Genomic DNA, 13,400 nt, shown 5'->3' on the forward strand with positions numbered 1-13,400 from the left:
GGCTGAATCACTTGTTGCAGTGCAACAGCAGTCGTCTCGCCCCGGCGCGCGCAGTGCGACCGATATCGCCGTCGATTGGCGCCCCGACGACCGATTCAGTAGACATGCTCCATTAACTTGACTACGACACTCATGAAAAACTGTCGCAGCAATTGGGCTTCCATCAACGGGGAGCCGAGTGAAGGAGATGATCATGTCCAGCCGCCTTCGAACCCTGTCCGCACTGGCCGTGTCCTTGGCCCTTCTGGCGCCGACGGCACTCCATGCCGAAAGCTCGTTTATCGATCATCGCGGTAAGAAGTTCACTTTTGCGAAGTCCCCCGAGCGCGTCGTCACGATCGTCCGATCCGCGCCGATCATCTATCGCGCGATCGACGAGAAGGCCGACAGCATCGCCGGCATGAACAAGGATTCCCTCGATCGCTATTTCACCAAGGGCATTTATGCGGAGATTCTGCCGGAGATGGCAAAGATCAACGCGAGCGCCGCCCAGGAAGGGTTCGTACCGAACGTCGAGGCAATCCTGGCGCAAAAGCCGGACGCGGTGATCCAATGGACCCATGACGAAAAGATCATCGAGCCCCTGGAGCGCGTCGGGCTTACCGTTGTCGGCTGGCAGTGCTGCACCGAGCAGGACCGCCTCGACTACGTCACGCTGACCGGCTACATGACCGGCCGCAACGACCGGGCTCAGGCAATCCTTAAGGCGCAGGCCGACACGCTGAAAGCGCTAGACGGTAAGGTCGCCAGTCTCGACAGCGCGGCGCTTCCGACCGTCCTTCACATCGACAAGGTGGCCGACCAGATCCAGGTCATCGCCAACGGCTCGCAGGACCTTTCGCTCAGCGGCGTCACCAATCCGGCAGCGGACAACACCGGCGAATGGTGGCGGACCGTCGACTTCGAACAGTTGCTTGTCTGGAACCCCGACATCATCGTCATTCCCGCGTACGCGACCGACCTCAATCCTGCGGATTTCTTCGGCAATCCAGTCCTCGCCAGCCTCAAGGCGGTGAAAGAGAAGCGCGTCTACAAGCAGCCCGTCTTCGCCCGCACGCCTGACGCGCCGGAGATCTTTCTGACCTCGGAATGGCTCGCGGCAATTGCCCATGGCGCCGATTTTGCGCCGGACTTCAAGAAGCAGATCTCCGACACCTACAAGCTGATCTACGGTGCCGAACTGACGGATGATCAGTTGAAGGCGATCCTTGAATCCGAGAGCAACGCACCGGCAAGCAAATATGTCGAGATTTTCGGCTAAGGTATCGGCAGGCCGGGAGGCAATCGGCTGGAGTGGGCGGAAACTGGCCTCTGTTTCCGTGCTTCCAATCCTGATTGGTCTTCTGGTCGTTGCCATCCTCTATTCAGTTACAATCGGCCGATACGATCTGTCGGTCGGGGATGTTGCCTATATCCTGGCCGACAACCTCCACCCGTTGACCTCCCCCTATTGGGACCCGGTACAGGAAGTCGTCGTCGAACAGGTTCGCCTGCCGCGCATCATAGCGGCTGTCATCGTCGGTTTCGGCCTGTCGGTTTCGGGCGCAGCACTGCAGGGGCTCTTCCGTAATCCGCTTGTGGATCCGGGCATCATCGGTGTGACCTCGGGTGCTGGCTTCGGCGGGACGCTGGCAATCCTGCTGGGATTGCAGGGTTATGTGCTGCTGGCCATGGCCTTCCTGTTCGGCATCGGCAGTGTTCTTCTGGTCAAGCTGTTGTCGACGGTCCGGGGGCGCACGAGCATGCTCACATTGGTTCTGGCCGGCGTGGTCATATCGGCCTTCTTTTCGGCGGCGATCTCCATTGCCAAGCTGCTGGCCGATCCCTTCCAGAAGCTGCCCGCGATCACCTACTGGTTGATGGGCAGCATTGCCTCCAGCAACTATCTGGATGTTCTGCTGGTGGCCGCGGCCGTCGTGCCGTCCTCCATCGCGATCTATCTCCTGCGCTTCCAGATCAACATCATGTCGCTCGGCGAGGAAAAGGCACGCGCGCTCGGCACGAAGGTTGTGCTGGTGCAATGGATCATTCTTGTCGCATCGGCGCTGATCTCAGCCGGTGTGGTCGCGACATCTGGCATCATCGGTTGGGTCGGCCTCGTCATCCCGCATGTCGCCCGCGCTCTCGTCGGCGCCGACCACCAGCGGCTGCTGCCTGTTTCCGGCGTCCTCGGCGCCATCTACCTGCTGATGGTCGATAACCTCGCCCGCACGGTCACCACCGCCGAAATTCCGCTTGGCATCATCACCGCCCTGATCGGCGTTCCCGTTTTCGCGGTGATCCTGCGCCGCCTGCATGCGAAGGGGGCTGGTCCAGTGATTGAGGCAAGCAACCTGAGCGTCGAGCGTGGCGGCCGGATCATCCTGAAGAACTACAGTCTGCGCCTGGAGCATGGGCGGGTTTTGGCGGTTCTCGGCGCGAACGGCGTCGGCAAGACCACCCTCATCAATACCCTGATCGGTGTTCTCAAGCCAAAGTCGGGCCAGCTTTCGATCGGCGGGCAGGTGGGCTTCGTGCCGCAACTCTTCGAGGTGCCGTTTGCCTATTCCGCTCTCGATATCGCCTTGATGGGAAGGGCACGGCACCTCGGCCTGTTCGGTGCGCCGGGCAAGCGGGACTACGAGATCGTCAGACACTATTTCCAGATGCTCGGCATCGAACATTTCGAACCGCAGGCATTCAATTCGTTGAGCGGAGGCCAGCGCCAGCTGGTCATGATCGCCCAGGCGCTGGCATCGGAATGCGATCTGCTCGTGCTCGACGAACCCTGCGCGGCTCTTGATTACAAGAACCAGGACAAGGTTCTGAGCCTGCTCAAGCACCTTCAGGTCACGCACGGCATGACGGTCGTCTTTTCCACCCACATGCCGCAGCACGCAGTCGAGATCGCCAGTGACGTGCTGCTGATGACCAGCGGATCCAGCTATGTATGCGGGCCGACCGAGGAAGCGCTCACCGCCGAGAACCTGACGACCCTCTACGACCTGCCGATCGCGCGGGCGGATTTTGACGGGCTATCCAAGCATACCTATGCACCCGTGTTCCGCCATGATGGAGCCCGGTTCGATGGCTGACGCAGAGGCACCCACGAAACGCATCGCATACATTCACTGGGGCAACAGCTGGCAGCTCAGAAGCTTTCAGGATTTCCGCCACCACATCGACGACCTCATCTATATCCACGACCTGCCCAAGATTGACCTATCCCCCTACGCGGCCGTGATCATGCCTGACGCGATGGAGGCGACTGCACCACTCCCGCATGCGCGTCAGTTGAATGCCTACCTGCAAGACGGCGGTTTTCTCGTCGTGTGCCTGCAGGGGCATGCCGATTGGCTCGATGTTCCCGGGCTCGAGTGGTCGCCGGGAAACTGCCGAGACTGGCTGTGGTGGACGAAGGGCGAAACGCTCGAGGTCAAGCTGTCGGAGCCACATCATCCTATCATCGAGAGTATTCCGCTGTCGCATATGAGCTGGCATTGGGGCGGCTCATACAACGTTCCGAAGGGCGCACGTTCCATTCTCGAAATCGAGGGCGGACGCGGCAGCCTCTTTCTCGACTTTCCATCTCTTCCGGGCGGCGGACGGCTCCTGCTCGCGACGCTGGATCCTCATTCGCACAACGGCCAGCGTTTCATGCCGGCGACCACGCGTTTCCTGCGCTCCTTCTATCCCTGGCTGAACCGTGAGCTTGGGATCGAGCGCCCTGCACGAAACCGCTTCACCTATCTGCAATGCTCGCATGTCCCGTCCGAGTGGTATCCCGAATGGACAGAGGAAAGCCTGCGGTCAGCCGGCTTTGAAACGCTGTTTGCGCCACTCTACCAGCTTGGCCCCGACCTGCTCGACAGAACCGATATGCTCTACATTCCGAGCAGCCATGACGAGCTCTTTCTGAAGAGTCGATCAGGCGAACTTGTCGACTTTCTGGCGACGGGCGGCAACCTGATCATCTGCGCCGAACCGTGCCAGCCGTGGTTGCCCTTCATGGCGCCGTTCCATGCCGTTCCGCCGCGTCCCTTCACGAATATACAGGTCCGCGTACGAGACGACCGGTTCGGAATTTTCTCCGATCTCGGAGAGGGATTCGACGGCTGGGAAGGCATTTTCGGCCAGTATGCGCGCGGATGGACCGATCCGCCGCCCGGTGCGATCTGGCTCACCGACGTCGGCCCCGCGCATGACCCAAAGCCGGCAGACTGGATCTGGCAATTTCCGACCGAGACCGGGCGCGGGGGATACGTCTTCATGCACAACGGCGACAACATGACCCGTTATCCGGATCGCGGCCCGAACAGGGAAGCACTCGTCGCCAACATCGCCATCGCGCTCAGACGGCTCTCCATAGGCGAGTTGCTCTTCTAGATATCGAACCCGTTCTATGGCGGATCGGGCCATCAGATATCGAAATGATTGGGATACAGCGCCGCGATGCACGCCGCCCACCCGTTGGCGTTGAACCACAAATCGTCGCCTATCCGCCAGCAGGGCAATGCGTTCGGAAAAGTACCGGCGCGCGTTGCTTTTTGTGGGCAACCACCCGACGCTTATCACAGTCGCGGAAAGCTTATCTCGGATTATAGAGAGAACGCTGGAAGACCAGGAAGGTTATGGCGGAGAGGGTGGGATTTGAACCCACGATACCCTTGCAGGTATGCCGCATTTCGAGTGCGGTGCATTCGACCACTCTGCCACCTCTCCGGATATACTGGTCGGCGCGTTCAGCGCGGGGGCTACATAGCGACAGTTTTGCGGGGTTGCAAGGGGGCCGAACGAGGGAATGTCGACGAAATGGTCTTTCAGCGCCGAATTCACCTTGACAGTTTTCCGCCTCTCGCCTATTGCGCAAGGTGCCGTGGCATAGGTGCTATCCGTGCCGTGCAGGTGGCCTGTTGTTTTTCGGCTTCGAGCTGAACACAGCGCCAAATCACCGGCGGAAAACGCTTCATGCGGATTTCGCTCAACATATCGACTGACAAAAAGACGGCCTCACCTTCGGGACGAAGAGCCGGACCGAACATGAAAGGATAAAAAATGTTCGCAGTCATCAAGACCGGCGGTAAACAGTACCGCGTAGCAGCCAACGATGTTGTGACGATCGAAAAGCTCGTCGGCAACGCTGGCGACAAGATCGAATTCACCGAAGTGCTGATGGTCGGCGTCGGTGCGGATGCAACGGTTGGTGCGCCCTTCGTCGAAGGTGCGCTCGTAACCGCGGAAGTCGTAGAGCAGGGTCGCGCCAAGAAGGTTATCGCCTTCAAGAAGCGTCGCCGCCAGAATTCCAAGCGTTCGCGCGGTCATCGCCAGCACCAGACGACTGTCCGCATCGTCGACATCGCGGCAGCCGGCAGCAAGGCCAAGAAGGCTTCCAAGAAGTCTGAAGCCCCGGCCGAAGCCGAAGCAGCGAACTGAGATCAGGACAGGTAAAGGAGAACTCCAATGGCACATAAGAAAGCTGGCGGTTCCTCGCGCAACGGTCGCGATTCCGAGTCCAAGCGTCTTGGCGTGAAGAAATTCGGCGGCGAAGCCGTCATTGCAGGAAACATTATCGTGCGTCAGCGCGGCACGCAGTGGCATCCGGGCCAGAACGTCGGCCTGGGCAAGGATCATACGATTTTTGCACTCACGGCGGGCAACGTGAATTTCCGTACCAAGGCGAACGGCCGCGTATACGTGTCTGTAATGCCGAAAGCGGAAGCAGCGGAATAAGCCGGTAGCGCTCTAAAACAGCCGGCGTCTCATCGACCCGGCTGATGCTACAGGTGGCAGACCTGCAGAAACAAAAGGGGAGATGGGGCAATCCATCTCCCCTTTGTTCATCTGGAGGTTTGAACATGATCAGCGAATTGTTGAGGGAAGGCCAATCCCGGTCTCCCGAAGAACGGCTGAGGCCGGAACGGTCAAGGACCGACTGCCCGATATTGTTGTCGCAAAGGCTCGTTCTGCGCGCGCCCCACGAAGACGACATCGACGCCCTTGCCCATCTCGCCAACAACGCCAACATCGCCAACATGGTCGCCCGCATGCCGCACCCCTATACGGTAGCGGACGCCGCAGACTTTGTGCGACGCACGATTGCCGGCGGGATTGGCAAGTGCGTCTACGCTATAACCAAAGCGGAGAACGGCGCATTTCTCGGCTGCTGCGGCATCGAGCCGCACGACGACGGCAAGACCGTCGAGCTCGGATACTGGCTTGGCGAACCGCACTGGAACAAAGGATATGCCACCGAGGCAGCACAGGCGCTGACCGACATGGTCTTCCGCACGCGCGACGTCGAACAGATCGACGCGCGCTGCCGGGTCATGAACATTGCCTCGCGGCGGGTCATCCAGAAGTGCGGCTTTCAGTTCCAGGCGACCGGAATGATCCAGAGTCTCGCACTCGGAGGCATGGTTCCGGTCGAATGGTACAGGCTCGACCGCAAGACCTGGGTCTCGCTGAAGAGTTGGGGAGGTGTACGGTGAACGCGATGCTGATAGAAAACCAGCCTCTGGTCGTCACCGGGCCTGGACCCTGCCCGACGATCACCACCGCGCGCCTGCTGCTTCGCCCGCACAGGTTGTCGGATGCCGAGAGCATCGCACAGTCCCTCGCCGACCATCAGGTCACGCGGATGCTGGCGCGGGTGCCGACGCCCTATGACCGGCAGGACGCCGTGGAATGGCTGGTGCCTGTCACATCCGGCCTCCTGCCCGGCTGGGCGCTGGCAGTGACCACCGGGGACGACGTGCACATCGGCTGCCTATCGTTCGAACGGCGTGGCGGCGAGTGGCATCTCGGCTACTGGCTGAACCGGTTCTTCTGGGGACGTGGCTATATCAGCGAAGCTGTTCATGCCGCCACGGCCCGGTTCCTGATGCGAATGCCCGGCACGGAGATCCACTCCGGTGTCTTCGCCGACAACCCGGCGTCGCTGAAGGTGCAGGAAAAGACCGGCTTCCGCGTGACCGGCTGCGGGGAGATCTTCTCGATTGCACGCAACGCCATGGTTGCCCATATCGAGACTCGCCTTGCGCCGGGGGATTTCCGGCCGGCAGCCCCGAGGCGCTGACCCATGCCGACTTGGAAAGGCCCGGCTCGCTGGGCCTTTCTTCCGGTGTTTCAAGCGAGCTCGAACCACACGGGCAGATGGTCGGAACCAGCGGCCGTCTCGTCCACCCATGCATCCTGCAGACGTGCCACGAGGCCGAAACTTACGAAGCAATAGTCGATGAGCATCCTGTGCGCATGGTTCTTGGGATCGATCCAGCTGTAACTGTCCGCCTGCCGCTTCCCCAGGCCCGCGAGCACGTCCACGGGACATGTTGCACGGATCTGGCGCCCGTAGAGAGGGTCGGCTTCGCCGGCAAGCGTGCAATATTCCGGGGATTCCGGCGTCATGTTGAAATCTCCCATCAGCACGTAGTCCTGCGGACTGGGCGGCTGGGAAAGCCCGAACTCCTCCGCACCGGAGATGGCGCCTCCCTCGATTTCGTAGGCCTGGACCCGTTCCTTGAGGTGGGCGATCTGCGCGATGCGCTCATTGCGGTAGGTATGATCGAGATGCAGCGAATAGACACGAAGCGGGCCTCCCGGCGCGTCGATCACCGCTTCGGTGGCACCCCGCTGAAGATTGAGCCGGTCGAGCGTGCGGCTGCGCGGCAGGAGTATCAGGCGCGAAGACAGGATTGGCCAGCGAGACAGGATCATGTTGCCGAACTGGAACCGGCGGCTGACGACACGACCGTTTTCGAGCGAGGACCCCGCATCGATGTCGCTGGCCGGCCAATAAACCGAATAGTGTCTGGGCAGGAGGGTCTCGAGCGCGGCAACCATGTCGACATTGCCGTTCCTGCCGAAGCCTCGCGTCACCTCCTGCAATGCGATGACGTCGGCGCCACCAAGGCTCGAAACGATGCGCGGAAGGTCATACCGGCCATCGAGACCGACGCCATACTGGATGTTATAGCTCACGAATTTCACGATATTCTTTGACCTCTGCTGGAACCGGCTATATCGATGGCGGCAAAATGACAGTGACACGACAGATAGAGCGAACGGCAAGCCGATGAAGTTTCTCGACGAAGCAAAAGTCTATATCCGTTCGGGCGACGGCGGGGCAGGGGCCGTGTCGTTCCGTCGCGAAAAATTCATTGAGTTCGGCGGACCGGACGGCGGCGACGGCGGTCGCGGCGGCGACGTGTGGGTCGAGGCCGTCAACGGCCTCAACACATTGATCGATTTCCGCTACCAGCAGCATTTCAAGGGCGCTACCGGCGTGCACGGAATGGGTCGCAACCGGACCGGGCGAACGGTGCTTCCGTCACGCTCAAGGTGCCCGTGGGCACGCAGATCTTCGAGGAAGACAACGAGACGCTGATCGTCGACCTGACCGTAGAAGGGCAGCGCTTCAGGCTGGCCGCAGGCGGCAACGGCGGCTTCGGCAACGCGCATTTCAAATCTTCGACCAACCAGGCGCCGAACTGGGCGAACCCGGGGCTGGAGGGAGACGAGAAAACGATCTGGCTGCGCTTGAAGCTCATCGCGGATGCGGGCCTCGTGGGTCTGCCGAATGCCGGAAAGTCGACCTTCCTCGCCGCATGCACGCGCGCCCGGCCCAAGATCGCGAACTATCCGTTCACGACGCTGCATCCGAACCTCGGCGTCGCGACGGTCGACGGCCGCGAGTTCGTACTCGCGGATATTCCCGGTCTGATCGAGGGCGCCCACGAAGGAACGGGCATCGGCGACCGTTTCCTTGGCCACGTCGAGCGGACCAGGGTGCTGCTCCATTTGGTTTCGGCGCAGGAAGAGAAGGTTGGCCTCGCCTACAAGACGGTGAAGCACGAGCTGGAGGCTTATGGCGGCGGCCTTACCGACAAGCCCGAGATCGTCGCACTGTCACAGATCGACGTTCTCGACGAGGCAGAGCTTAAGAAGAAGGCGAAGGAGCTGGAGAAGGCCTGCGGCCATAAGCCCATGTTGCTTTCCGCAGCAACTGGTGTCGGCATGCTCGACGCCTTGCGCGCGCTCAGAGACGAAATCGTTTCCTTCGGCACGGAAGAGGACGAGGCGTGAGATGGTCAAAGGCCGCAAACCTCTCGCGAAATATCGCCGCATTGTCATAAAGATCGGATCAGCCCTACTCGTCGACCGCGGAAGCGGGCTCAAGAAACGGTGGCTCGACGCGCTTTGCTCTGACATAGCGGTTCTGCGGGCCGCCGGCACGGAGGTTCTCGTGGTCTCTTCCGGCGCGATCGCGCTGGGACGGACCGTCCTGAAGGTTCCAGCCGGCGCTTTGAAGCTTGAGGAGAGTCAGGCTGCTGCCGCTGTCGGCCAGATCGCGCTCGCGCGCGCCTGGTCGGAGAGCCTCTCCGCGGACGGTATCGTCGCGGGTCAGATTCTGTTGACGCTCGGCGACACAGAGGAGCGCCGGCGCTACCTGAACGCCCGGGCGACCATCAATCAGCTGCTGAAGCTTGGCTCGGTGCCGATCATCAACGAGAACGACACGGTCGCAACGACGGAGATCCGCTATGGCGACAACGATCGCCTCGCGGCGCGTGTTGCCACCATGACGGGCGCCGACCTGCTCATCCTGCTGTCGGACATCGACGGTCTCTATACGGCGCCACCCCACCTCGACCCCGATGCCCGTTTCCTCGATGTCGTTCCGGCCATTACCCCGAGATTGAGGCCATGGCCGGCGGTGCGGCGTCGGAACTGTCGCGCGGAGGCATGCGCACGAAGATCGACGCAGGCAAGATCGCCACGGGCGCCGGCTGCGCCATGATCATCGCCTCGGGCAAGCCGGATCATCCGTTGCGAGCGATAGAGACCGGCGCTCGCTTTTCCTGGTTCGCGCCCTCGACCTCACCGGTCAACGCGCGCAAGACCTGGATTGCCGGCCAACTCCAGCCCGCCGGCAGCCTGATCGTCGACGGAGGCGCGGAAGCAGCGTTGCGATCCGGCAAGAGCCTGCTGCCGGCAGGAGTACGCACGGTCCTCGGGAGTTTCTCGCGGGGCGATACGGTCGCCATTCTCGCGGAAACAGGTCGGGAAGTCGCTCGTGGCCTTGCAGGCTATGATGGCGACGATGCGCGTCAGATCGCGGGAAAGAAATCCGGCGAGATCGCTTCGATCCTCGGCTATGCAGGCCGCGCAGCGATGGTGCATCGGGATGACCTGGTGATGAGCGCCTCGGCGAACCATATACGCGCCGACGGCACGGAGGAAGAAGGGAAGGACGCCGCACATGCTTGATCTGACACAAACGCCGCGCGACGTCGCCACTCTCATGGCGGATATCGGCCGGCGCGCACGCGCGGCCGCAAGGCCGCTTGCCGTTGCCTCGACCGATGCGAAAAACAGGGCTCTGAAGGCCATGGCCGACGCACTTCTCGCCGACCGGGACGCCATCCTTGCTGCAAACGTGATCGACCTGGAGAATGCGCGCGAGGGCGGTGTGGCGGCGTCATTCATCGACCGCCTTACGTTGACCCCCGAGCGGATCGACGGCATAGCTGCCGCAATTTCCGAGATTGCCGCACTGAAGGATCCTGTCGGAAACGTGATTGCCGAATGGGATCGTCCGAACGGTCTTCATATCGAACGCGTGCGTACCCCGCTTGGCGTCGTTGGCGTGATCTACGAGAGCCGCCCGAATGTCACGGCAGATGCGGGTGCACTGTGCCTCAAGGCCGGCAATGCCGTTATCTTGCGTGGCGGGTCCGACAGCCTGAATTCCTCTCTGGCAATCCACGCATGCCTCGTGCGAGGGCTCAAGGAAGCCGGACTGCCCGAGGATGCGATCCAGATCGTCCCCGTGCCCGATCGCGCCGCCGTTGGTGCCATGCTCTCGGGCCTGAACGGCGCCATCGACGTCATCGTGCCGAGAGGTGGAAAGAGCCTCGTCGCCAGGGTCCAGAATGAAGCGCGCGTGCCTGTCTTCGCGCATCTGGAGGGCCTTTGCCATGTCTACGTCGATCGCTCCGCGAACCTCGATATGGCCAAATCCATCGTGGTGAATGCCAAGATGCGCCGCACCGGAATATGTGGCTCGGCCGAAACGCTTCTCGTCGACCGCGCAGCCGCAAGCACGCATCTGAAACCTCTTCTGGAAGCCCTTCGCGCCGCCGGTTGCGAGGTGAGGGCGACCGACGAGATCCGGGCCGGACTCTCCGGCCTCGAGCCCGCCACAGAGACCGACTGGTCGACCGAATACCTCGATGCCATCATATCGGTGACGCTTGTCGACGGGATTGCCGGCGCCATCGAGCATATCAACCGGTGGTCGTCATCTCATACCGAGGCGGTGATCGCCGAAGATCAGGCCGTGGCCGATCGGTTCTTCGCCGAGATCGATTCCGCAATCCTCCTGCACAACGCCTCGACGCAATTCGCCGATGGCGGCGAGTTCGGCATGGGGGCGAGATCGGGATCGCCACCGGCAAGATGCATGCGCGCGGTCCGGTCGGGGTCGAACAGTTGACATCGTTCAAGTACAGGGTGCGCGGCACCGGACAGGTTCGGGCCTGAGGTGAGCGCAGACGAGGTCCAGGCGCGGTATCTCAGGATGCCGTATGTCGAGAAAGGCATGGTCGTCGGCCTCTTTGGCGGATCCTTCAATCCGCCGCACGAAGGGCACGTCCTGGTCGCCGACATTGCGCTCAGGCGCCTTGGACTTGATCAGCTCTGGTGGATGGTGACGCCGGGAAATCCATTGAAGGACCATCGCGAACTTGCCCCGCTCGGCCAGCGGATCGCATTGAGCGAAGCGATGACACCCGATCCGCGCATCAAGGTCACCGCCTTTGAGAAGACATTGGGGCAGGCCTACACGGAAAAGACGCTGGAAATCGTGCGCGCTCGAAACACCGGTGTCCGCTTCATCTGGGTCATGGGGGCCGACAATCTGAAGACCTTCGACCGTTGGCAGAACTGGCGAAAGATCGTCCACACATTTCCGATCGCTGTGATCGATCGCCCCGGCTCGACGCTTGCCTATCTCTCTTCGAAAATGGCCAGGACCTTCGGATATGCGCGTCTCGACGAGGAGGACGCGATGGCGCTTGCGCGCCACAGTGCGCCGGCGTGGACATTCATTCACGGTCCGCGATCGCCGCTGAGTTCGACTGCGCTGCGGGATCACTCTTGAACACAGACCTTGTGTATCACATGTAATGACTTGAAACCGGCACGTTTTGGTGCCTACACTTAGTATGCGATCGGTATATATATCCGAATCGCTACGTGCTTGTCCTGTTAACCTGGAAAGGAAATACTCTGACAACAGTGCACGCGAAGGGAAGCGCCAACCGCGTCTTCTCGAAAAGCCCGGGACGTGGCGACGATGCCGCCGACCGCGCGCTTCAGGTGGTCCTCGCAAGCCTCGAGGACTCGAAGGCAGAAGATATCGTCACCATCAACATTGCGGGAAAGTCCGCACTCGGCGACTACATGGTGGTCGTGTCGGGGCGCTCGAACCGTCATGTCACGGCGATTGCCGATCACCTCCTCACCGACCTCAAGGAAGAAGGGCTGGGCAACGCCCGCGTCGAGGGCCTGGAGTCCGGGGATTGGGTTCTGATCGACTCCGGCGATATCATCGTCCATGTGTTCCGCCCCGAAGTGCGGGAGTTCTACAACATCGAAAGGATGTGGGCGGCTCCCGAGATCGAGGATGGAACGCTGCATTGATCGGGGCCGTAGTGCCTGCGTCCTGATGCGCGCTCGCTGCCTGGGTTTTTGATGCCCGCACGATATGCGGCGGTCGAATACGGCCGCTGAACCGAGCGGGAGCGCCGGGTGGATAGCAGCTTCGGCAGAAACGGCGAGTGGACTGGTACCAATCGTCCGGCGCTCGCCGTATTGTGCCGATAAAGGGAATGGTCACGGATGCGAATTGGTCTCTTTGCCGTGGGACGGCTGAAAGCCGGCCCGGAAAAGGAACTTGCCGCGCGCTATCTGGACCGTTTTGCGAAGTCGGGGCCTGCCATCGGCCTTGAACTCGGTAAGGTGGTGGAAGTCGGTGAAAGCCGTGCGTCAAACCCCGATACCCGCAAACGCGAGGAGGCGGGGCTCCTGCAGAAAGCCTTGCCCGATACCGCAGTCCTCATCCTGCTCGACGAGCGCGGCAAGGCGCTCGACTCCGAAGCCTTTGCCGGGTTGGTTGGCGGATTTCGCGATTCAGGCAAACGCGAGATGATGATTGCGATCGGCGGTGCCGATGGCCTCGACCCGACGCTTCATGGCCGTGCGGATGCCACGATCTGTCTGGGAAAAATGACCTGGCCGCATCAGCTCGTGCGCATCCTGATCGCCGAGCAACTCTATCGCGCCGTAACGATCCTCTCGGGTCATCCCTATCACCGCGCGTGATCCCCATTTCTGCTAGACTTGCTTGAATGTCCCTGGAC

General features: G+C 61.4%; 11 protein-coding genes, 1 tRNA gene and 3 pseudogenes. 13 read left to right on the forward strand and 2 right to left on the reverse strand.

Features of this window, described 5'->3' with window-relative positions; translation table 11 throughout:
- Positions 1-193: 193 nt before the first annotated feature.
- From F3Y30_RS02645 to F3Y30_RS02660, 3 genes are read left to right on the forward strand one after another with little or no spacing between them, the layout of a single operon-like run.
- Positions 194-1,261 (forward strand): ABC transporter substrate-binding protein, encoded by a 1,068-nt coding sequence (locus tag F3Y30_RS02645; RefSeq protein ID WP_203425031.1) that lies wholly within the window; start codon positions 194-196, stop codon positions 1,259-1,261.
- Positions 1,242-3,074, forward strand: coding sequence for an iron chelate uptake ABC transporter family permease subunit (locus F3Y30_RS26140; protein ID WP_246752851.1), 1,833 nt, complete (start codon positions 1,242-1,244; stop codon positions 3,072-3,074). The genes F3Y30_RS02645 and F3Y30_RS26140 overlap by 20 nt, the downstream gene beginning before the upstream one ends.
- Positions 3,067-4,365 carry a hypothetical protein gene (locus F3Y30_RS02660; RefSeq protein ID WP_203425032.1) on the forward strand — a complete coding sequence of 433 codons (1,299 nt, stop codon included), beginning with the start codon at positions 3,067-3,069 and terminating at the stop codon, positions 4,363-4,365. The genes F3Y30_RS26140 and F3Y30_RS02660 overlap by 8 nt, the downstream gene beginning before the upstream one ends.
- A 246-nt stretch (positions 4,366-4,611) precedes the next feature.
- Here the strand turns inward: F3Y30_RS02660 and F3Y30_RS02665 are convergent.
- A tRNA-Ser gene (locus tag F3Y30_RS02665) sits at positions 4,612-4,701 on the reverse strand.
- Between the two features lie 333 nt (positions 4,702-5,034).
- Here F3Y30_RS02665 and rplU point away from each other — a divergent pair.
- The 4 genes from rplU (at position 5,035) to F3Y30_RS02685 (ending at position 7,054) form a co-directional block, all read left to right on the forward strand.
- The gene (gene rplU / locus F3Y30_RS02670; protein ID WP_203425033.1) at positions 5,035-5,412 is read left to right on the forward strand and encodes a 50S ribosomal protein L21; all 378 of its coding nucleotides are present in this window, start codon (positions 5,035-5,037) and stop codon (positions 5,410-5,412) included.
- A 27-nt stretch (positions 5,413-5,439) separates the two neighbouring features.
- Complete coding sequence (gene rpmA / locus F3Y30_RS02675; protein ID WP_071006855.1) at positions 5,440-5,709, forward strand: 50S ribosomal protein L27; 270 nt, start codon at positions 5,440-5,442, stop codon at positions 5,707-5,709.
- A 125-nt stretch (positions 5,710-5,834) separates the two neighbouring features.
- The gene (locus F3Y30_RS02680; RefSeq protein ID WP_203425034.1) at positions 5,835-6,467 is read left to right on the forward strand and encodes a GNAT family protein; all 633 of its coding nucleotides are present in this window, start codon (positions 5,835-5,837) and stop codon (positions 6,465-6,467) included.
- A gap of 5 nt (positions 6,468-6,472) precedes the next feature.
- Positions 6,473-7,054: a GNAT family N-acetyltransferase gene (locus tag F3Y30_RS02685; protein ID WP_246752937.1), complete on the forward strand. Its 582-nt coding sequence runs from the start codon at positions 6,473-6,475 to the stop codon at positions 7,052-7,054.
- Positions 7,055-7,104: 50 nt separating this feature from the next.
- On the opposite strand, the gene F3Y30_RS02690 is transcribed toward F3Y30_RS02685, so the two are convergent.
- Positions 7,105-7,965: an endonuclease/exonuclease/phosphatase family protein gene (locus F3Y30_RS02690; RefSeq protein ID WP_203425036.1), complete on the reverse strand. Its 861-nt coding sequence runs from the start codon at positions 7,963-7,965 to the stop codon at positions 7,105-7,107.
- Positions 7,966-8,050: 85 nt separating this feature from the next.
- On the opposite strand from F3Y30_RS02690, the pseudogene obgE reads away from it, so the two are divergent.
- The 6 genes and pseudogenes from obgE to rlmH all read left to right on the forward strand — a co-directional run bounded on the left by obgE (position 8,051) and on the right by rlmH (position 13,362).
- A pseudogene (gene obgE / locus F3Y30_RS02695) lies at positions 8,051-9,060 on the forward strand (GTPase ObgE).
- Position 9,061: 1 nt separating this feature from the next.
- Positions 9,062-10,245: pseudogene (proB, locus tag F3Y30_RS02700) on the forward strand (glutamate 5-kinase).
- Positions 10,238-11,520 (forward strand): annotated as a pseudogene (locus tag F3Y30_RS02705) (glutamate-5-semialdehyde dehydrogenase). Before proB ends, F3Y30_RS02705 begins: the two co-directional pseudogenes overlap by 8 nt.
- Before the next feature lie 37 nt (positions 11,521-11,557).
- Positions 11,558-12,139: a nicotinate-nucleotide adenylyltransferase gene (locus F3Y30_RS02710; protein ID WP_203426458.1), complete on the forward strand. Its 582-nt coding sequence runs from the start codon at positions 11,558-11,560 to the stop codon at positions 12,137-12,139.
- 95 nt (positions 12,140-12,234) lie between these two features.
- Complete coding sequence (gene rsfS / locus F3Y30_RS02715) at positions 12,235-12,681, forward strand: ribosome silencing factor (RefSeq protein WP_203425037.1); 447 nt, start codon at positions 12,235-12,237, stop codon at positions 12,679-12,681.
- 198 nt (positions 12,682-12,879) lie between these two features.
- A complete protein-coding gene (rlmH, locus tag F3Y30_RS02720; RefSeq protein WP_203425038.1) occupies positions 12,880-13,362 on the forward strand; it encodes a 23S rRNA (pseudouridine(1915)-N(3))-methyltransferase RlmH in 483 nt (160 codons plus the stop codon).
- Positions 13,363-13,400: the final 38 nt, after the last annotated feature.

Origin of the sequence: Sinorhizobium sp. BG8, from assembly GCF_016864555.1 — a bacterium.
Classification (GTDB): domain Bacteria; phylum Pseudomonadota; class Alphaproteobacteria; order Rhizobiales; family Rhizobiaceae; genus BG8.